The organism is Paenibacillus sp. Lou8.1 (assembly GCF_024213565.1).
Taxonomy (GTDB): domain Bacteria; phylum Bacillota; class Bacilli; order Paenibacillales; family Paenibacillaceae; genus Paenibacillus; species Paenibacillus polymyxa_B.
Genome location: NZ_JANAVN010000017.1, coordinates 1 through 21,402 on the forward strand (window position 1 = coordinate 1; position 21,402 = coordinate 21,402).

Genomic DNA, 21,402 nt, shown 5'->3' on the forward strand with positions numbered 1-21,402 from the left:
CATTTGCTGATGGCGATTCATCACTTAGTGGTGGATACCGTATCTTGGCGTATTTTGTTCGAGGATATTACGACCGCCTATGAGCAGGCATTGAACGGACAAGCCGCTCATTTTCCGCACAAAACAGATTCGTTCCGCATCTGGGCGGATGGGCAGTCTCAATATGCGAACAGTCCGGCCATGGCAGCAGAACTCGCATTCTGGCAGGAAATGGAACAAGGCGTATATCAGCCGCTTCCAAAAGACGAGTCCCCTTCTCATTCCTTAAATAGGGACAGCGAGAACATTACAGTTACGTGGACAGCTCAGGAAACGGAGCAGCTGTTAAAACAGGCGCATCGTGCTTACAACACGGAGATGAATGATTTGCTGCTTACCGCATTGGGACTGACGATTCATCGCTGGGCAGGCCTGGAACGAGTGCTCGTGAGCCTGGAAGGTCATGGACGGGAGTCCATTCTGCCAGAACTGGATATTACGCGCACCGTGGGCTGGTTTACGACCCAATTCCCGGTTGTGCTGGATATGAGCGTGGGGCAAGACCTTTCACAGCGCATCAAACATGTGAAAGAAGGACTACGCCGCATTCCGCAAAAGGGCATCGGCTACGGTATGTTGAGATACCTGTCCGCAGCACGTGAGCAAGAGCGTTTTGTAACCGAACCTGAAATCAGCTTTAACTATTTGGGACAATTTGACCAAGATATGCAAAATCAATCCATTGGTGTATCTCCTTACGCTAGCGGTGCAGAGCTTAGCGCCCATGCAGCTAGAACGCACACGCTGGATATGAACGGACTGATTTCGGAAGGCGAACTGCAATTGACGATCAGCTACAGCAAGCAGGAATATCGTCGTGAAACGATGGAGCAGTTAGCCGAACAGTTCAGAATCAGTTTGCAGGAAATCATTACGCATTGCGTAGGTCGCAAACAGCAGGAGCTGACGCCAAGCGATGTCATGCTGAAAAATGTAACCATGGCCGAGCTGGATCAATTGGTAGAACGGACTCGTGACATGGGGGAACTGGAAAATGTTTATGCGTTGACGCCGATGCAAAAAGGCATGTTGTTCCATAGTCTGATGGATGCAGCGTCAGGTGCTTATTTTGAACAAACGACCTTTGATTTGCACGGACGCTTCCAAGCGGATATTTTCCAAGATAGCTTGAATCATTTGGCGCAGCGGCATGAAATATTTAGAGCTAATTTCATCAGCGGTTGGCAGGATGAGCCTGTGCAGGTCATTTTCCGCCGTAAGGATGTTGGTTTCAGATGTGAAGATTTGCGTCATCTGAATGAGCAGGAGCGTGACGCGTATGTGAAGGAATTTATTCGCAAGGACAAGGCAGCCGGGTTCGATTTGTCCCGGGATGCGTTGATGCGCGTGGCGATTTTACGAACAGGCGACGAGGATTATTATTTTGTGTGGAGCTCTCATCACATCTTGATGGATGGCTGGTGTGTGGCGTTAGTCACGGATGAGGTGTTTGAGGCTTATTTTGCAGCCGTGGAGCATAGACAGCCGAAGCTTGCCCCCGTGACTCCATACAGTCAGTATATTGAGTGGCTTGAAGCACAGGATGTAGAAGCAGCAGCTTCCTACTGGAAGGATTATTTGCTCGGCTATGATCAGCAAACTTCGATTCCGACCGGAAAAGTAGGCGTGAAAGCGGACGGTGCACAATTTGAGCATATCCTGTGCGATCTGGGCAAGGATTTGACTGGACGTATGGAAATGGTGGCCAAGCAGCACCACGTGACCCCGAATACATTGCTGCAAACAGCATGGGGCTTGCTGCTCCAAAAGTACAACGGTAGTGACGACGCTGTTTTTGGCGGTGTAGTGTCTGGTCGTCCAGCGGATATTACGGGGATCGAAAATATGGTGGGCTTGTTCATTAACACCATTCCAATACGTATCCGCAGTGGGGCTGAGGACACCTTTGCTGACATGATCAGAACGAATCAGCAGCAGGCGCTGACTTCTCAAGATTATGAAACGTATCCGCTATATGAAATTCAAGCCTTGAGCGAGCAAAAGCAAGATCTGATCAACCACATTATCGTGTTTGAAAACTATCCGGTGGAGGAGCAGGTCGAGCAACTTGGCGAAGGTGCAGAGTCGGATTTTGAAATTCGCAATGCAGGCATGATTGAACAAACCAACTATGATTTCAATCTGGTCGTTATGCCGCAGGAAGCGATGAAAATCCGATTTGAATACAATGCGAAGTTATATGATCGGGAAGCTGTTGAACGGACTCAGGGCCATCTGGTACAGCTGTTGGAGCAGGTGGTGGCGAAGCCGGACATTCGAGTGCATGAGCTGGATATGGTAAGTGAGCAGGAGCGTGAGCAAATTCTCCGCGTATGGGGAGATACAGCTGCCGAGTATCCAAGCGGGCAAACGATCCATGGCTTGTTCGAGACACAAACGGCGCAGACACCGGAACAGCCAGCGTTGTTCTTCGAAGGAGAGCAGCTGACCTATCGCGAGCTGAATGAACGTGCGAATCGTCTGGCTCGTACCTTACGCAGTCAAGGCGTGACGAAGGATCGACTGGTGGGTCTGATGACCGAACGTTCGGTAGACTTGATCGTGGGGATCTTAGGCATTTTGAAAGCCGGGGGTGCATATGTACCCATCGATCCGACGTATCCAGAGGATCGTATTCGCTACATGCTGGACGACTCGGGGGCAGAGCTATTGTTAACGCAAAGCCATCTGGTGGATAAAGTGGCTTTCGACGGTAACGTGCTGGTGCTGAATGGGGCACAGGGCGTGTATCACGAGGATAGTTCCAATCTGGAATCGTTGTCTGGTCCAAACGATCTGGCGTATGTCATTTATACGTCGGGTACGACGGGGCAGCCGAAGGGCGTTATGGTGGAGCATCGTAATGTCGTACGTTTGGTGAAAAATACAAACTACGCGCAATTAGATGCCGACACGCGCATTTTACAGACAGGGGCTGTTGTTTTCGACGCATCCACCTTCGAAATTTGGGGGGCGCTATTGAATGGTGGACAGCTGGTGCTAGTGAGCCAGGATGTCATTTTGGACGCCCCCAAGCTTAAGGAGGCCTTGCGTAGCCACGGCATTACCACGATGTTTCTGACTACACCGCTCTTTAACCAGCTGTCCCAGCAGGATCTGGCGCTGTTCGAGGGGGTACGGGAGCTGCTGGTCGGCGGTGATGTGATGTCCGTACCACATATGAACCGGGTGCTGGAGGCTCATCCATCCTTGCGGATCAGTAACATCTATGGCCCGACCGAAAATACGACCTTTTCCACAGTGCATGCGATCACTGGTATGCAATCGGAATCGGTGCCAATTGGCAGACCGATCCATAATTCGACAGCGTATGTCGTGGACCGTTCGATGCGGCTTCAGCCCGTCGGGGTATGGGGTGAGCTGATCGTCGGCGGTGACGGGGTGGCACGTGGATACCGCAACCGTCCGGACCTGACGTCCGAAAAGTTCATCGACAGCCCGTTCCGCAGCGGAGAACGCTGCTATCGCACAGGCGACCTGGTACGCTTGAATGTGGACGGGACGCTGGAATATAAGGGACGGATCGACGCACAGGTGAAAATTCGGGGCTACCGGATCGAACTGGGCGAGGTAGAAACGCAGCTGTTGAAGCTGGAAGCGGTGCAAGAAGCTGTGGTCATCGCGCGTGAAGATGAGCAAGGGCAGAAGCAGCTCTGCGCATATGTGGTCGCCGATGGGGAAGTTGTGGCAAGTGAACTGCGCAGCGCTTTGAGCCAGAAGCTACCGGGTTACATGGTCCCTTCCTATCTGGTACAGCTGGAGCAGATGCCGTTAACTCCGAATGGCAAAATCGACCGCAAGGCACTGCCAGCACCGGAAGGCAGCCTGCAAAGCGGAGCTGATTATGTTGCACCGCGGACATGGGTGGAAGTGAAGCTGGCGCAAATTTGGCAGGATGTGTTGGGTCTGGCGCAGGTCGGTGTGAAGGAAAACTTCTTTGAGATTGGCGGACACTCGCTGCGGGCGACGACGCTGGCCTCGAAAATTCACAAGGAGCTGAACAAGCCGCTTCCACTGCGCAGTATTTTTGAAGCGCCAACGATTGAACAACTGGCAGTCGTACTAGAACATCTCGATCAAGTAACCTATGCGTCCATTCCGGTAACGGAAGAACGCAACTTCTACCCCTTATCTTCGGCGCAAAAACGACTGTATGTGCTGCATCAGTTCGACCCGAATGATGTGAACTACAACATGCCGTCGGTGCTGCAAGTGAGCGGACCGCTGGATGTGAAACGGGTAGAAGACGCGTTCCGTCAATTAATCGCCCGTCATGCCACCTTGCGTACCCGCTTTGCACTGGTGGACAGTGAGCCAATGCAATGGATTGAGGACACCGTGCCGTTCAAGGTGGAATATACGAAGGTACAGGTAGAGGGTGCGCCTGCGGATACGGACACGATGGTCAGCCAGGAAGTACAAGAACAGGTGCGGCATTTTGTACGTCCGTTCGATCTGAAAGCCGCTCCGCTGCTGCGGGTAGGCTTGGTAGATTTGGGTGTACAAGGAACCGAGCAGGAACCGCAGCATTTGCTCATGCTCGATATGCACCATATCGTCTCGGATGGTGTGTCCATGGGGGTACTGACCGATGAATTTGTCCGCTTATACGACGGTGAAGAGCTTTCGCCATTGCGAATACAGTACAAGGATTATGCGGTATGGCAGCAAAGCAAAGCCCATCAAGAGTGGATGCAACGTCAGGAAGCGTACTGGCTCGACACCTTCCGGGGTGAACTGCCTGTGCTGGATCTACCGACGGACTTTGCCCGTCCGTCGGTACGAAGTACGGCAGGCGATACGGTGGTGTTCGGACTGGAACGTGAAGTCAGCGAACGGCTGAAAGAACTGGCGGCAAACACAGGCTCCACGCTGTATATGGTGCTGCTGGCAGCGTACACCGCGCTCTTACACCAATACAGCGGGCAAGAGGACATCGTAGTCGGCACACCGATTGCTGGACGACCGCATACGGATCTGGAGCCGATGATTGGGATGTTCGTCGGAACGTTGGCATTGCGGAACTATCCGACGGCAGAGCAAAGCTTCCGAAGCTACGTGGAGGATGTGAAGACGCGTGCCCTGCAAGCTTACGAGCACCAGGACTATCCGTTTGAGGAGCTGGTGGAAAAGCTGAACGTGAAACGGGATATGAGCCGCCATCCACTGTTTGATACGATGTTTACCCTGCAAACGACTGAGGAAGGCGAGCTGCAGCTGGCGGACCTGAGCTTCCGTCCATACGGCTTAGAACAAACGCCAGTCAAGTTTGATTTGATGATGGAGGCCAGTGAGGAAGAGGCAGGCATCCAGTTCGGATTGCAGTATGCAACCGCGTTGTATCAACGGGAAACCGTGGAACGGATGACACGCCACTTTATTCGTTTGGCCGAAGCGGTAGCGGCGAACCCGGATGCGAAGCTGGGTGAGTTGGAACTGATTACGGCGGAAGAAACCGTGCAGATTCTGGAGGTATTTAATGACCCGAACGCACATAGTGTGCGTTGTGCTGAACACAGACAGGTGCAAGGCCGTTCGCTCAGCGAACGCTTTGAAGAGCAAGCGAAGCGCAACCCTGAGCGGATAGCAGTTGTGTCTGGAACCACCGCGCTGACCTACACTGAGCTGAATGAGCGTGCGAACCAATTGGCTCGTGTGTTACAAGCGGAAGGGATCGAAGCAGATCAACCGGTTGGCGTATTGCTGGAACGTTCTGCGGATATTCTGGTGAGCATTCTGGGGGTACTTAAGGCCGGAGGCGCATATGTACCAATGGATACGATGTATCCACAGGAGCGCATCGACTACATGCTCCAAGACAGTGGGGCCAAGGTCGTGATTACAAGCAGAGTTGCCAACCTGTCGCTCAGCTTGCCATCCACTGTTCGAGCTGTAGTCTTGGATGACGAGGACGTTCAAGCTCAACTGGGAGCACAGGATGCGAGTAATCTAATTCCTGTCGCCCGCCCGCATAACCTGGCCTATATGATTTACACGTCAGGTACCACCGGCCAGCCGAAAGGGGTCATGATCGAGCAGGGCAGTGTTAGCAATCTGGTAGATGCTTTATTGGAGCGAGTATACAGCCGTTATGAACAGCCGCTTCATGTCGCATGGCTGTCGGCATTTGTATTTGACGCTTCAGTGAAGCAAATCTTTGCCAGCTTGCTGTTAGGCCACACCCTGCACGTGGTGTCCCGTGACGTCAGTCTGAGCGGAGAGCATTTGATCGCCTACTACCGCACGCACCGGATTGATCTGTCGGACGGCACACCTGCGCATCTGCATATTTTGAACGAAAGCGTCAATGTGACGGAAGCGCCGGAAGTGAAGCATTACCTGATCGGTGGCGAAGCATTATCCGTGCAGCTGGTAAATGTGTTCCTGCACAAGTGGCCCGGGTATCGTCCGGTCATTACCAACGTGTACGGTCCGACCGAAACCACAGTAGATGCGACTGCTTATACGATTGAAGATGTAGAGTCCCTGAACGCACTGCTGGAAAAAGGGGAGCATACGGTATCCATCGGAACGCCGATAGCGAACCAGTCCGTGTACATCTTGAACAGCCAGCAACAGCTGGTGCCGATCGGGATTGCAGGTGAGCTTTATATCGGAGGTGCAGGTGTCGGACGAGGATACCTGCACCTGCCGGAGCTGACGGCAGAGAAGTTCGTCCCGAATCCGTTCGCAGATGCGGCAGCAGCCGATCAAGCGGACAGCACTCATACAAACCGGATGTACCGGACGGGCGACCTGGCCCGGTGGTTGCCAGACGGCAGCATTGAGTATTTGGGCCGGATCGACCACCAGGTGAAAATCCGGGGTTACCGGATCGAGCTGGGCGAGGTGGAAGCACAGCTGCTGACCGTGGATGGCATTCAGAAAGCCGTGGTCACAGCATGGGAAAACGAAGACGGACACAAGGACCTGTGTGCCTACATCATAGCTTCAGAGTCCCTGAGTTTGCCGGAGCTGCGCAATGTGCTGCAGCCGAAGCTGCCGGATTACATGATCCCGACGTATGTGGTACAACTGGATCGTTTCCCGCTGACACCGAACGGGAAAATCGACCGCAAGGCGTTGCCGGCACCGGAAGCACGTCTCGAAGGAGGCCTGGAGTACGTTGCACCGCGGACGCCGCTGGAAGCCAAACTAGCCCAAATCTGGCAGGATGTCTTGAAGCTGTCCACCGTAGGAGTCACCGACTCATTCTTTGACGTGGGTGGGCACTCCCTGCGGGCAACGACGCTGGTGGCCAAAATCCATCAGGAACTGGACAGCCGGATTACGCTGCGTGAGGTGTTCCAACACTTCACGATTGAGCAGCAAGCTCAGCTCATAGCTACGCACGGTACAGACACCTATACGGTGATCCCTGCGGCGGCGCAACAGGCGTACTACCCGGTTTCCTCGGTTCAAAAACGACTGTACATTTTGAGCCATCTGGAAGGTGGGGATCTCAGCTACAATATGCCGGGTGTATTAACCGTGGAGGGGCCGCTTCAGGCCGATCGGCTGGAAGATGCGTTCCGTCAGTTAATAGCCCGCCATGAAACGCTGCGGACTTCCTTTGAAATGGTGGAAGGCGAGGTCGTTCAGCGGGTTTACGATCAAGTGGAGTTTGCAGTAGAACACCTGCAGGCTAGGGAGTCCGAAGCCGAAGCCTATATCGAGTCCTTTGTACGCAGCTTTGATCTTCGCCAGGCACCACTGCTGCGTGTCCGTCTCATTCAAACTGAACCAGAGCGCCATCTCCTGATGTACGACATGCACCATATTATTTCAGACGGTGTATCGTCTAACAATATCGTGCAGGAGCTGGTACAACTGTACGAGGGACAGGAATTGGAGCCGTTGCAAATTCAGTACAAAGACTACGCCGTGTGGCAGCAGCAGGAGATGCAGCGTGAATCATACCAACGCCGGGAACACTTCTGGCTGGAGCATTTAGCCGGAGAATTGCCGGTACTGGATTTGCCAATTGCTTATCCTAGACCTGCTGTTCGCAGCTTCGAGGGTGCGATGTATGAATTTACAGTGGACGCAAATGTATCCGAGCAACTGCACCGAATTGCGGCACAGACCGGAAGCACGCTGTACATGGTGCTATTAAGCGCCTACACCGTTCTGCTGTCCAAATACAGCGGTCAGGACGATTTGATCATCGGTACGCCGGTAGCAGGCCGCTTGTTGCCTGAACTGGAGCCACTGATCGGAATGTTCGTCAATACGCTAGCCATCCGGCATCAGCCGAGGGACAACCAAACGTTCCACAGCTACTTGCAGGAAGCCAGAGATCGTACGCTGCAAGCCTTCGAGCATCAGGATTATCCACTGGAAGAGTTGGTGGAAAAGCTGGATGTAGCACGGGATGCAAGCCGTAACCCGTTGTTTGACACTATGTTTGTACTAGAAAATATGGAGTCACAGGAAGCGAAGCTTGAAATGCTGTCCTTCAGTCCGTATGTTCAGGAGCATCGTATTTCCAAATTCGATTTGACCTTGTCCATGAGTGATGAAGATGGGGAGATCAAGGGTTCGTTTGAATATTGCACGAAGCTGTTTGGAGCTGACGCTATTGAGAGATTAACCAGAGATTTGAGAGCGATCCTGTCCCAGGTTGGGATCAATCCAGATTTGCTGTTAAGCGATATTCAGGTGAACTCGGACGAGCAACCGGAAGGCTTCTCGCCGGATTCCATCGACTTTGTTTTCTAAATCTGTTTTCTAAATGCAATGAATTCACTTTGCGTGTGCAGAGGGTTACGGCTTGTCCGCCTGCCCTTGCCTGCATTGAAAAAACAGCAAAAATAATTCCATTTGAAAATTTAAGTATTATAAAATTCGTCAAGTTTAGGTTGATTATGCACATTATATATTAAGGGAAGAGTATAAGATGGATTAGCTCCATTTTATGTTACGAATTGTTTTGATTATTTAAAAGATACCACTTTGAATAAGCTCAATGAACTTAACAAAAGAAGACCCGTGTTTCAATAAACGCGGGTCTTCTTTATTAGCAATTGCTGGTTGAATTCATATGCAGTTTAAACATCAATTTGTTTAAAACATCATTTTAATTACGATAACTCCAATCAATGCTAGAGTTAAACGGAATATCTCTTGACGACATAGGCAAAATAGATACTCCGTAAAGTAAAGCTTGTTTCGAGGAAAGGTCTGTGAAGCTATGAAACAAGATAGCCAGCACGCTCCATTGCTAGCCTCGGTAATGTCCTACTTGCAGATCTCGCTTGTATCTAACGACGATAAGCGAGAAGGATAATGATGCAGAATTCGACTAGCTGCACTAAAAGTAAGTGTCTCTTCCCAAAGCAAAGTAGCTACCAGGACAACAAGCACAGGCGTTAGTCCCGAAAAAAATGCTATGATTGAAGCTCACATCTGTTGTTTCTCCAACACTCATAACGAAAAATTTTACAGCAAACGTGCTTAGTAGTCTTCTCTTCGAAAAGCTATTAGCCGAATGGGCAACAGAATGTTTCTGTAGACTGAAGATCCTTTAGTATGAATTCCAAGTGTTCTCTAGCTGATTGATTCAATGGTTGTAAGGGCAAAGGAAGACTGGGACTTGAGATCAAGCCACTTATTTCTGCTGCTGCTGAAACAACACGAAGGCTACCATATTGATGAAATAACGTCCAAATAGGTTCAAGTAGCGCCGAGAGTCGTTCCGCTTCATCAGCAAAACCGTCCTGGGCCAAACGGGTCATTTTTAGGCACGCCTTTGGAAACAAACCACCGAGAACCGAGTACCATGCTTCACAGCCTGCATTCAAGCCAGTGACTGCAAATGAATCTCCACTTACTCCTATAGTTACATGGGGAGGAATGGTCGTGCGTAGTTTTCTAATGCGTGCCTTGGCTGCTTCAGGATCAGAAGGTACTCCAGGAATCTTGATAGAACGAACGTTAGGTAGCTCAGCAATCCGACCGTGCAACTCATCACTAAAATGGAAATGCGAGGTACTCGGATTATCATATACACAAAGTGGAATGGAGAGTGAACTGGTTACCTGTTCATAGAGTAAAAATACTTCTTCATTCGTTAGTGTTTGATAGGAGACAGGGGCTAGCAACACTGCGCTTGCTCCTGCTCTTTGTGCATCTTCCGCTAATCGAAGTACTTCAGAAGTACGAATCGCACTTATACTTGTCATCACGGGAATCCCCTCAGCTGAACGGACAGCAAGTCGAAGCACACGTAAACGTTCTTCTCGATTAAAATATGCATAATTTCCAGTTGAACCCAATGCACCAATTGAGTCGACACCAGCTGCAACTAATCGTTGAATCAGTGTCACAAATGCTTTTTCGTCAATACCTGTCTCGTTAACGGGGGTGAGTGGAAAAGCAGATAATCCACAGAACATAAAGCTACACTCCTTTATTAATTGACCTTCAAAATACAAACACATTATAAAAATGAATTAGACACAATTAAAGTACCAATTGAGTGACAAATAACAGTACCAATTCTTCTAAACAAACTTAAGTACAAAGTACATTTCTGTATCGAAATCAACGTTATGATATTACATCTTTTAACAGATCAGGTTAGTCGAGAAAGATAAAAAGCATTCTATATAGAATGCTTTTTATCTTTCTCATGATTTGGTGATGTATTAGAGTGTGTTAATATGCGGTCGAGTACTTTTTCAGTAAGTGGCATAAAGTAATTGAGTATTAGCCCCCCTAAACAAACGGTTAACAAAGTTCCAATGCCAATGGGTCCATTTAAAATGACTGCTATGATCAAGAATATAAGGTAGATGAATGTTCTCGAAAAAAATAGATTTGTTCTAGTAAATTCTTGTATGATCAATGTTAATCGGTCAACTGGAATTGGTGCAAAATTTGTCTGTAAATATGTTGCAGTTCCTAATCCTACAACAACTAAACCAATTCCAAAACAAACAACTTTGCTGTACCATAGTTCAGGTGTTATCAAATTGTGTAATAATAAAAGCCACATATCAATTCCAATACCCGTTATAAATGCCGTTAACAACCCCAAAACTTCTGGTCTTTGTCTTTTTAAAAGCGAATTACAACATATCAATATTATAGCTATTATGATTTCCCAACTTCCCACAGTAAGCCCCACATTTATGGACAGTCCTACCAAAAGTGCATCAAAAGGTGAAGTCCCAAGGTCTGATTGTATAGTGAACGAAATTCCAAGGGATAATATAAAAATTCCTAATACGAAAAAAACATATCTCACTTTACTCGACCTCTTTAACATAATTTTATGTTGCAAATGCAATAAAAATAAGGTAAATTCAATATATATCATTTTTATTGCATTTGCAATAAAATAGGTGCGAAGGAGTTAACTATGAAGGAAGTACTTCGTGAAATTGGAATGATCGCAAGGGCATTAGACTCTATAAGTAATATAGAATTCAAAGAATATGACCTTACAAAAGGGCAGTATTTGTACCTTGTGCGAATATGTGAAAACCCAGGAATCATTCAAGAAAAGTTAGCTGAGATGATAAAAGTAGATCGAACAACTGCATCTCGTGCTATAAAAAAACTTGTAATTAATGGCTTTATTGAAAAGAAAGAAGATAACCATAACCAAAAAATTAAAAAACTCTTTCCAACAGATAAAGGGAACAATGTTTATCCTTTTATAAAAAGAGAAAATGATTATTCCAATAACGTTGCATTAGAGGGATTTTCGGAAAGAGAAGTAGAAACCATTTTCAATCTTCTTCAAAGAGTGAGAGAAAATATAGGGGAAGACTGGGAATTTGTAAAAAAGGGGAACAAGAGAAATTATTGATTTACATGAAGGAGCGATACATTAAGTGACTGTAAAAATAATAAAGTGCAACCGTGATGATTTACAAATACTCCAAGAAATAAGTATTGAAACATTCAACGATACTTTTAAAGATCAGAATTCACCTGAAAATATGAAAGCCTATCTGGAAAGAGCATTTAATTTTCAACAGTTGGAGGATGAATTGTCCAACGTCTCTTCAGAAATCTTTTTCATCTATTTCAATGAAGAACTTGCTGGATATTTAAAGGTAAATATGAATGACGCCCAATCTGAAAAAATGGGTGATGAGTCGCTCGAAATTGAGAGGATTTATATAAAAAACAAAACTCAAAAACATGGGCTTGGTAAAAATCTGCTAAATAAAGCTATGGAAATTGCGATGGAGCATAATAAAAAGAAAATCTGGCTCGGCGTATGGGAAAAAAATGAAAACGCCATTGCTTTTTATAAGAAAATGGGGTTTGTTCAAACTGGCGCACACTCTTTTTATATGGGTGATGAAGAACAAATTGATTTCATAATGACCAAAATAATGATATAAGTTTAGGATGATATAAGAATTCTTATTATTTTTATATTGTAATTTATTCACTAATGTGTATAATGTTAACTATAATTGAATTCATAAATGTTTTCTAGGGTTCCGCGATGTAATATCGGCTGGTCCGAGAGAAAACTCACAGTCTTCGTACTGTGCCACGGAGGGATAAAAGCCTGGGAGAAAAACTGCTGTATGCAGTATTCTCTCAGGCTTTTTTTATTGCTGCTATAAATCCATACTACATTTGCAGCATTATCAAAAAGGAGGAAGCACAAAATGAACAAGACATGGTTATCTGTTGTAGTTGCGGCATTATTCGAAGTTGGATGGGTCATCGGCCTGAAACATGCCAGCGGCTGGTTAGAGTGGGGGGGCACTTTAGTTGCCATTTTAGTAAGTTTCATACTCATGATTATGGCTTCCCGTACGCTTCCGGTAGGTACGGTGTATGCAGTATTTGTCGGGTTGGGAACGGCCGGCACTGTATTAGCAGAAATTTTGTTGTTTGGTGCTGAGGTACAGGGATCTAAATTGTTGCTAATTGGGGTGCTTCTGCTCGGAGTTGTAGGGCTCAAAATACAGAGCAAAGAGAAGAAACAAGGAAAAGAGGTGGACTGACGTATGAACTGGGTATTTCTAATTTTGGCAGGCGTATTTGAGATGACGGGAGTTCTCATGATTAATAAGCTCCATAAAGATCGGAATTTCCTGTCTGCTTTTTACCTGCTTGCAGGCTTTGGATTGAGCTTCTTATTTCTATCCCTGGCCATGGAAACACTACCAATGGGAACGGCCTACGCTGTCTGGACCGGTATTGGAGCTTCTGGCGGAGCCATATTGGGCATGATCTTTTACAGTGAACCGCGTAATACCGCGAGAATTCTGTTCATCGCGATGGTACTCGGTTCAGCAGTTGGCCTAAAGCTGGTAAGCTGAATAATGATGGAATTGGAAAAATTAAAGAAAACAGATAGAAAAGACCAGCATGCAGACAAAGTAGCGATAAGAAATTTTGTCTGTATGTTTTTTGCATTTGCTTACCTTTCTATACTCTGATCTTTAGGATCGTCGCGTTGTGTTTTCAGTTTTAGAAAATGAAGAGTCAATTGAAGTTTCAGGCGAATATCACCATCGCTTAGATCAATCTCAAAAAGCTCATGTATCCTGTTGATTCGATAGAACAAAGTATTTCTATGAATAAAAAGTGTTTTAGCAGCAATATTTGGAGTGTCCACATATTGAAGATAGGCTTCAAGGGTAGGCAGCAAACTTGTTTTGTGGGCATTGTCATAAACAATTAACTTTTGGAAAAACGGATGGCAGAAGTCAGCGAGATCGTTCTGTTCCGATATGATCTTTCCAATATGCTCGCAGAGATAGTCCTCATACATATACACTGGCTTGTTAGAATTAAGTTGGAAACCAATCTCGATGGCAGTTAGGCATTGCTTATAATATTTTCGCAAAAAAGTTAAATGACTAAAGCAGTCACTCAGCGAAGCAGTTAGTCCGTTTACTTGGAGAAATTCCAGAATTCGTTTGTCTTCAGCAATGATTTTACAGGATGAATCAACAAGGGAAATGAGAAATACAATACGTCCCTGATACACGATCCAACGACTATTCGGCAGTAATTGGATCATATGCTGTGCAACCAGCTGAACTTTCCCGTCAAAAAACCGTTCTTCAAGTCTGTCAAGGTCATCACTCTCAGGTAAGGTGTAAGCGTCCATTCCAGATGAGTCAGTCGCATTGCGATAATATTAGCATCATTGAACTCGCCTGTAAGCAGTTCGGAAAGCAAAAAACTATGCATCATTCCTGGATTGCAATTATAAAAGTTGTTCTTTTGCAATTCTACCGAAACCAGCTCACAAAGAAATTGTACGAGTTCAAAATCAATATCTGTAAATTGCGATCCAGCTCCATAACACTGACCTGCGCGAATTCTATACCATGTACGTACACAAAAGCTGTTATCCAACAGTCGTTGGTCTCGGGATCACGTGAATAATAAGGAATAAGAGCCATACGGGTCAGTTCGTACAGATTGGATTTCTTCATGCTCTCAATATTACTGTCAAGAATATAGCCCAAATTTCGCTGCTGTTCGATATCAGGTCGGCTGGGGATAGGGGCTTGACACATAGCGAGTAACTTATAGCCTGCGTCGACAATGATTACCGGATTACCAAAGATGCGGGAGGCCTCGTTTGTCAAGTTCGGCCACCCTTATGGCTGCAGGAATGGTTCCTTGTATCGCTGCGCGTGAGGAGATGGTAAACAATAGTCATGATGGAGTGGGCGACCGCCACGGCCACTCGGTTTCTGCCTTTTCAGCCTCGGTACTGAACACCCGGGTAATTGTCGGATCTGCATACGGAATGGGCAACTTCAATGAGTGCCGAACAAAGGTATTTGTTGCCTTTGCGAGAGTCTTGGAGGATATTCGTTTACCACTTTCGTTCTGCCTTGGAACTAAACCTATCCATAAACAGAGATGAGTGTCGGAGGGGAAACGCGCACCAATGTCGGTCCCGACTTCGTGCAGAATTTGTTCCACGGTGCGTGTTGCGATCCCCGTGATCGTATCTAGCCTTCTTCAGCGTTCTTCGGGCGAATGCAGCCAGCTTTTCCGTATCTTCTTCACCCTCGATCAGGGCATTCATCATGTCACGGCTGCTCACCCCATGATGTCGGAGACAACGGTAGCTGGCTCCTTCCGGCACTTTTTGGTCCGGTTGTGTTCGCGGGACCGTCTCTGAATCAGGCTGCAATGGTAACGAACTAATTCGCGCAGTTCTCTTAGGTTCCGGTCTGGGATGTAACTGGGTTTCAGCAGACCGTGGCGGAGCAGATTACAAATCTATTCTGCATCTTTTACGTCCGTTTTCCTGCCGGGAACCCTTTGATGTGCTGGGCGTTAACGACGAGGAACTGAATTTCTTCAGCTTCAAGCAAATTCACGATCGGTTTCCGGAACACGCCAGTACTTTCCATGGCTACATGAGTGCTCAATGTTGCTTGATCCAGTCGATCAAATCAAGCAGGAAAACCGTGTAGGTATGAAACGTCTTAATCGCTTTCCTTCGGGAGTTACGACACATGCGGTAATGGACTTCTTGTGAACATCCAAACCGCAAGCTCGCCCGATCAGGACATCCATAACATTCACCTGGCTACGGCAATTAAAATTGAGAACTGGCGCAACAACCAGCAAAGGGTTACTCTACCCAGCGTGCTTCTATGTTTCGGTTAGAAAAGAATCATTAAGAGGCAGGCATTAGAAAAAGTTTTTAAACATATTATAGGTAATATCCGTTCAAATATGTTGGGGAGGATATCATAAAACCTATGTTACCTATGGAAGAATATTTCGGTAAGTTAGAACTCGTTTATTCATTTTATGGGGCTATGCCTACAGGCGTTAGTGTATCAGAAACCGGGCGTATCTTCATTTGCTTTCCGAAATGGGGAGATGACGTTAGATTTACGGTAGCGGAAATTGTTGAGGGTCGGTTGCAGCCTTATCCTAATTTAGAAACGAATTTGGTAAATCCTTTGAATATCACTATGTCCTTCATCAGTGTCCAAAGTGTAATTGCTGATGGAAGGGGAACCCTGTGGGTACTGGATACAGCTGCACCAAATTTTTCTGAGCCTATTAAAGGAGGGGCAAAATTAGTCGCTGTAGATTTAAAAACAAATACAATAAGAAAAGTATACACGTTTGCAGAAGATGCAATCTTGCCGACAACGTATCTGAATGATGTCCGATTTGATTTTCGTGTTGGTAAATCAGGTTACGCATATATAACGGATTCTTCTTTCAAAGGTCCAGGCGCTATTATAGTCGTAGATTTAGAAAATGAAAATGCGTTTAGACGGTTAAATGGAGCAAATTCAACTTCACCCGATCCGTATTTTTTACCGAAAGTGGAAGGTAAAATTTTGATGAATCGAAACACAGATGGTTCGACATCTCCCTTTCGATTGGCCTCTGATGGTATAGCGATTTCCCCTGATGGAAAAATTATATTTTTTTGTCCATTAACCAGTCGTCATCTATACTCGATCTCAACAGAAGCCCTAAGAGACAGAACGATACCGGATTTCAACTTACGTTATCATGTGCAGTATTGGGGAGAAAAAGGTGCGTCTGATGGATTGATAACCGATGCAAAAGGAAACGTTTACGCTGGTGACTATGAAAACGATAGTATTCGAAAGATATTTCCGAATGGAATAATGGAAACCATCGCACATGATCCGAGAATTTTATGGCCGGATACTTTTTCTATTGGTCCAGATCAATACTTATATGTTATTGTGAACCAATTACATCGGCAGGCAAGATTTCATTATGGAAAAGACCTGCGACAAAAACCTTATAGTTTACTTCGTATAAAAATTGATGAATTACCTGCTCCCACCTTTTAATAAATATTCACTTTACAAAGTTGACTTTATTTGAATAGAAAATGCATTTCATAACCAATGCATGCTGCCACACAATTAGTAGCGGCATGTATTATTAATTTGAGCAATTCCAGGGAAGCTCTACATATTCTTATGTATACTTAAATTAGAACGTTTACGTTTTTTGAGAAATTGGAAATCAAATAGTTTTAATCGGTATGCTAGCTGCTGTTATTTTTGATCTTAAGCACTACACTACATTGTAGACTATCGGTACTCTGTTAAGAGCTAACAGGCAGTTTAGTCCAACGAGTAATCCTAATTCCGAAAAAAACATAATGGATAATGGAGCTGCAAACTGGCGACGGTAACTCAACTGGTGTTAGTCTCTTTAATCCAGCTTAGGTTCTTCGATTATATAAATCAAACCGGTGAATCGGTGGATAGCCTTTAAGCCAATGATATGCGTAGCTTCTTGTGGAACCGCAGATAAGAGTCAAGCAGATGATTAGGCACGTCAGGAAAAATTTAAAAATCTTGATATAGTGGTATAATGATTTATTGAACAGAATTTATCGTTACCAGGAGGAAAAGTCGATGGATAGCCAACAAATTCTCATCCGAAACAACGTCAAAGTAAGGGGCTTTGGTTCCAAGACTCTTATATTCGTCCATGGCTTTGGCTGTGACCAGAACATGTGGCGCTTTGTCGCACCAGCTTTCGAAGAGAAGTACAAGCTGGTATTGTTTGACTTTGTAGGTTCGGGAAAGTCCGATATGCAGGCCTATAATCCTTATATTTATCATGATCTGAACGGGTATGCCCAGGATATCTTAGACATTTGTTCAGCGCTCGAATTGAAGAATGCCATTCTAGTGGGTCATTCCGTCGGTGCTACTATCGGTATGCTGGCCTCTATTCAAAGATCGGAATACTTTGATCGGCTTGTTCTGATTGGTCCTTCTGCACGATATTTGAACGATTTACCTGATTACATCGGCGGGTTTGAACGGGAAGATCTGATGGATTTATTGGACTTGATGGATCAAAACTTTCAAGGTTGGGCGAGCTATCTGGCTCCTGTCATTATGGGGAATACAGACCGACCGGAATTATCTCAAGATCTTGAGTTAAGTTTTTGCGCGACCGATCCTAAGGTAGCCCGTCGTTTTGCGGAAGCAACGTTTCTCTCTGATTACCGTAAGGAACTCGGCAAGGTAGTGGTGCCTTCGTTGATTTTGCAATGCTCCGATGATGTAATCGTTCCGATGGAAGCTGGAGCCTATATCCACCAGCAGATGAAGGAGAGCGAGTTCCGACTGATGGATGCAACCGGTCATTGTCCACACGTAAGCCATCCGGATGAAACCATTAGACTCATCAGCGAATATCTTGCCTCAATCGATTCAATACAGGAAAGCGAGTTGCACACATAATATGGACGAACGGTTGGATCATGCCCCCTGCGGTTATTTGTCGATGGATCAAAATCTGACAATACGCATCGTCAATGCAACGCTGTGTCGCTTGTTAGAATATGAAAAACAAGGGGTAAACGGTATCAGTTTTGAATCCCTGCTAAATCGGTCCAGCCAAATTTTCTTTCAGGTTTATTTTTTACCGTTGATTCGGCTTAATCATCACGTAGATGAGATATATTTAATGATGAAAACGGGTAGCGGCGGAACACTTCCCGTTCTTTTAAATGCTGTGATTCGAGAGCAGGGAGACGAATTGGTGTACGATTGTGTCTTAATTCCCATGCTGCGTAGGAAGGAATACGAGCAACAGATTGAAAAAGCTGAGAAAGCCTATCGGAAGGCGGAAGAGGAGCTACTAAGGATTGAGAAGCAGCTTGATAAAAAAAAGGAAGAACTTTCATCTTTACCTAATCCCAAGATATAGTTCAATGCTTCTTTGAGTAGTTATACTCTAAAAGCCCGAATCGTGGTATTATCCCCTTTTAGTAGACAAGAGAAAAAAGACATCTGTTTGAAATGACCCCTATCAAGTAAACAGTAATAAAAAAAGCAATATTTAAGCAACCTGAGTCCGATATTTATACGGTCTTAGGTTGTTTAATTTTATGCAGAGAATATTAGTTTTTATGGATAGACGTTAATTAGATAACATGTTCCACTTTTTCACCTGTCGAAAAGTGTAGCGTTTAAAACACTCTGATTTGAAAATGGTTAAAGAAATTTCAAGTCATTTCTACATGATCTAATAGGCGATAATCTCGTTGTTATAAAGGTCTTTGATGGCAGATAGGTTTTATGTCCATTAAATATTAAATAGCGTAATAAGGATTTTTCTTACGTATAACAGCTTAACTCCTCATCTCGTTCATCAAGCGTATTCTCGATCCATACTTTGACCCGTCGATAATCGTAGATTCCTCTTACCTCTTTACAGCATCCGTTATCTTCATTTTGATCTGTTCGTCCTCGAGCTGCGTGGAAGAAGTAAACTGATTCGTTTTCACCACTTATGTGTGTGAGTATGAATCCACTATATAGTACAAGAATAACAATAATTTAAATCAAAATTCATAAGGGTGAATTAAAGATTCATAAAAATGAAACGGCAATATTTTCTTTATCACATACTTAGTCTCTACCACTCTTTGCAGAAATTGATAGTTTGTTGTTATACGAAATATTTTTCACTCCAATAGAACTATTTCAATTTTTTTCCTTAATGTCGATATAATTGAGGATTCGCCAAAAAGCCTTTTCATATAGGAAGATGGGATCAACTCGCTAAACAAAAAAATAATGTACGTTGCGATTGATGGTATCAGTCAACCAGCCGATCCTTAGGGAAGGAGGTAGTGTACTAGAAAAATGGATTATATTATGCACAAAAAAAGGGGGCTAAAACAGAATATAAATACTTGAGATCGTGGGATTAGGTCCTTTGATAAAATCTTGTTTCTCACATAACAGACCTTATCTTGCGATAACAGACAGCAAGATATAAACATTAGGAGGATAACCAATATGAATTCATTCAAAAAAACGAAGAGCTTGATCAGCTCCCTGACCGGGGCAGCGTTATTATTCTCGCTACCAATGACGGCAGGAGCAGAGAGTAATATCAACTATTTTGCCCATGCATCCGAAGAACCGGTTAGCGTGTCTGAAGCTGTGTATGAAGCAGGATCAGGCGTTCTGAACGGGGGGGTGGCCGAATTTCAAAAATCGACGGTCACTGAGGAGCATCAGGTTAGGAAGACACTCGTTAATCCCAACGCTTCGCCTGAAGCCAAATCGTTGATGAGCTATCTGGTCGATCAATACGGCAAGAGTATACTATCCGGTCAGCAGAACAGTTCTAACATTAGTTGGATGCAGGACGCGATTGGTAAAAAGCCAGCCATTGTCGGATTCGACCTGATGGATTATTCACCGTCTCGAGTCGAGTACGGCGCTTCCTCCTCCGAGATCGAGAATGCGATCGATTGGCACAGCCAAGGCGGTATTGTCACCGTCGTATGGCATTGGAACGCGCCGAAGGGTTTAATTGACCAGCCCGGTAAAGAGTGGTACAAGGGATTCTTCGGGGATTCCACCACTTTCGACGTTGATTACGCCTTGGATCACCCGGAATCCGAGGATTATAAACTTATTTTGCGGGATATCGATGCCATTGCAGCACAGCTTCAAAAGCTAAAAGATGCGAAAATCCCCGTGCTCTTCCGGCCGTTGCATGAAGCGGAAGGAGGATGGTTCTGGTGGGGCGCGAAAGGTCCGGAGCCGTCAAAGAAACTTTACCACCTGGTGTACGACCGCTTAACGAACGTGCATGATCTGAACAATTTGATTTGGGTCTGGAACTCTAGCGCACCGGAGTGGTACCCGGGAAACGATGTTGTAGACATCGTGAGTACGGATCATTATCCGTCTGCGGGCGACTATAGTCCGGTCACTGACAAGTATGATGCACTCGTCTCGCTTGTGAACAACCAGAAGCTGGTCGCATTAACCGAGAACGGCGCGATCCCGGATCCGGATTTACTCTCCAGTGACGGAACGAACTGGAGCTGGTTCACTACCTGGACGGGAGAGTTCCTGACCGATGGCGTAAACAACAGCCGGGAGCATTTGAACAAAGTGTTTAACCATCCAAACGTGATCACGCTCGATGAGTTACCGGATGTAGATCATTACGGCCAAAACAATTAACGGTGTGTCGTAAGTGCACAATGAACAACCAAGGCCTCTTTTGCGGATACGGGTTACCTGATCTCCGACAAGATCATACCGACGCAGGGCAGTTTTACCTTGACGGTAACAAATAAGAGAAGTCTTTGTGAAAGATAAAGAGGGGAATTGGACAGAAGACTCCGTTAGGATTGGGGAGTACAAGTATTTAGACTCTATGCCAATGAACCTGCAAAGATTGAATGATGAAGTGGAGATCAAAGAGATTACAGCTTCTATTAAAGAAGATAAGTTATTAAAAGGGTAATTGTGAATTGCAATGATTGAATGAAATTTAAAAAAACGCTATGCTGAAGTGATGCACTGGTATTATCCCCTTTTAGTAGACAAGAGA

13 protein-coding genes, 2 pseudogenes and 1 riboswitch are annotated in these 21,402 nt (G+C 45.5%); of the genes and pseudogenes, 10 read left to right on the plus strand and 5 right to left on the minus strand.

What is annotated here, in order from left to right; all coding sequences use genetic code 11:
- The coding region (locus tag NLX78_RS21775) for an amino acid adenylation domain-containing protein (RefSeq protein WP_483311689.1) at positions 1 to 8,781 on the plus strand (8,781 nt) is incomplete at its 5' end.
- 761 nt (positions 8,782 to 9,542) lie between these two features.
- Here NLX78_RS21775 and NLX78_RS21780 read toward each other — a convergent pair.
- On the minus strand, positions 9,543 to 10,457 hold the full coding sequence (locus NLX78_RS21780; RefSeq protein ID WP_069291940.1) for a dihydrodipicolinate synthase family protein: 915 nt from the start codon (positions 10,455 to 10,457) through the stop codon (positions 9,543 to 9,545).
- A gap of 209 nt (positions 10,458 to 10,666) precedes the next feature.
- Positions 10,667 to 11,311 carry a YczE/YyaS/YitT family protein gene (locus NLX78_RS21785; protein WP_254351481.1) on the minus strand — a complete coding sequence of 215 codons (645 nt, stop codon included), beginning with the start codon at positions 11,309 to 11,311 and terminating at the stop codon, positions 10,667 to 10,669.
- A 114-nt stretch (positions 11,312 to 11,425) separates the two neighbouring features.
- Here NLX78_RS21785 and NLX78_RS21790 point away from each other — a divergent pair, with 114 nt between their 5' ends.
- From NLX78_RS21790 to NLX78_RS21805, 4 genes are all read left to right on the plus strand, one after another.
- Positions 11,426 to 11,878: a MarR family winged helix-turn-helix transcriptional regulator gene (locus NLX78_RS21790; protein WP_061828430.1), complete on the plus strand. Its 453-nt coding sequence runs from the start codon at positions 11,426 to 11,428 to the stop codon at positions 11,876 to 11,878.
- Between the two features lie 25 nt (positions 11,879 to 11,903).
- Positions 11,904 to 12,422 (plus strand): spermidine/spermine N(1)-acetyltransferase, encoded by a 519-nt coding sequence (gene paiA / locus NLX78_RS21795; protein WP_061828429.1) that lies wholly within the window; start codon positions 11,904 to 11,906, stop codon positions 12,420 to 12,422.
- Between the two features lie 83 nt (positions 12,423 to 12,505).
- Positions 12,506 to 12,604: riboswitch (guanidine-I (ykkC/yxkD leader) on the plus strand.
- 94 nt (positions 12,605 to 12,698) lie between these two features.
- Positions 12,699 to 13,040, plus strand: a complete 342-nt coding sequence (locus tag NLX78_RS21800; RefSeq protein ID WP_053325459.1) for a DMT family transporter — start codon at positions 12,699 to 12,701, stop codon at positions 13,038 to 13,040.
- A 3-nt stretch (positions 13,041 to 13,043) separates the two neighbouring features.
- Complete coding sequence (locus tag NLX78_RS21805; RefSeq protein WP_254351482.1) at positions 13,044 to 13,358, plus strand: DMT family transporter; 315 nt, start codon at positions 13,044 to 13,046, stop codon at positions 13,356 to 13,358.
- Positions 13,359 to 13,459: 101 nt separating this feature from the next.
- Here NLX78_RS21805 and NLX78_RS21810 read toward each other — a convergent pair whose 3' ends face one another.
- The 3 genes and pseudogenes from NLX78_RS21810 to NLX78_RS26915 form a co-directional block, all read right to left on the minus strand.
- The gene (locus tag NLX78_RS21810) at positions 13,460 to 14,155 is read right to left on the minus strand and encodes a helix-turn-helix domain-containing protein (RefSeq protein WP_254351483.1); all 696 of its coding nucleotides are present in this window, start codon (positions 14,153 to 14,155) and stop codon (positions 13,460 to 13,462) included.
- A gap of 124 nt (positions 14,156 to 14,279) precedes the next feature.
- The gene (locus NLX78_RS21815) at positions 14,280 to 14,642 is read right to left on the minus strand and encodes a hypothetical protein (RefSeq protein WP_254351484.1); all 363 of its coding nucleotides are present in this window, start codon (positions 14,640 to 14,642) and stop codon (positions 14,280 to 14,282) included.
- 38 nt (positions 14,643 to 14,680) lie between these two features.
- Positions 14,681 to 15,588: pseudogene (locus NLX78_RS26915) on the minus strand (IS110 family RNA-guided transposase); the annotation flags it as partial.
- Positions 15,589 to 15,767: 179 nt separating this feature from the next.
- Here NLX78_RS26915 and NLX78_RS21835 point away from each other — a divergent pair.
- The 5 genes and pseudogenes from NLX78_RS21835 (at position 15,768) to NLX78_RS21855 (ending at position 21,315) form a co-directional block, all read left to right on the plus strand.
- Positions 15,768 to 16,862, plus strand: a complete 1,095-nt coding sequence (locus NLX78_RS21835; protein WP_254351535.1) for an L-dopachrome tautomerase-related protein — start codon at positions 15,768 to 15,770, stop codon at positions 16,860 to 16,862.
- A gap of 576 nt (positions 16,863 to 17,438) precedes the next feature.
- Positions 17,439 to 18,278, plus strand: a complete 840-nt coding sequence (locus NLX78_RS21840) for an alpha/beta fold hydrolase (protein WP_250268353.1) — start codon at positions 17,439 to 17,441, stop codon at positions 18,276 to 18,278.
- 1 nt (position 18,279) lies between these two features.
- Positions 18,280 to 18,747 carry a nitrogen regulation protein NR(II) gene (locus NLX78_RS21845; protein WP_069291945.1) on the plus strand — a complete coding sequence of 156 codons (468 nt, stop codon included), beginning with the start codon at positions 18,280 to 18,282 and terminating at the stop codon, positions 18,745 to 18,747.
- A 1,316-nt stretch (positions 18,748 to 20,063) separates the two neighbouring features.
- Positions 20,064 to 21,029: pseudogene (locus NLX78_RS21850) on the plus strand (glycosyl hydrolase); the annotation flags it as partial.
- A 127-nt stretch (positions 21,030 to 21,156) separates the two neighbouring features.
- Positions 21,157 to 21,315, plus strand: a complete 159-nt coding sequence (locus tag NLX78_RS21855; protein WP_254351487.1) for a hypothetical protein — start codon at positions 21,157 to 21,159, stop codon at positions 21,313 to 21,315.
- The last annotated feature ends 87 nt before the right edge of the window (positions 21,316 to 21,402 follow it).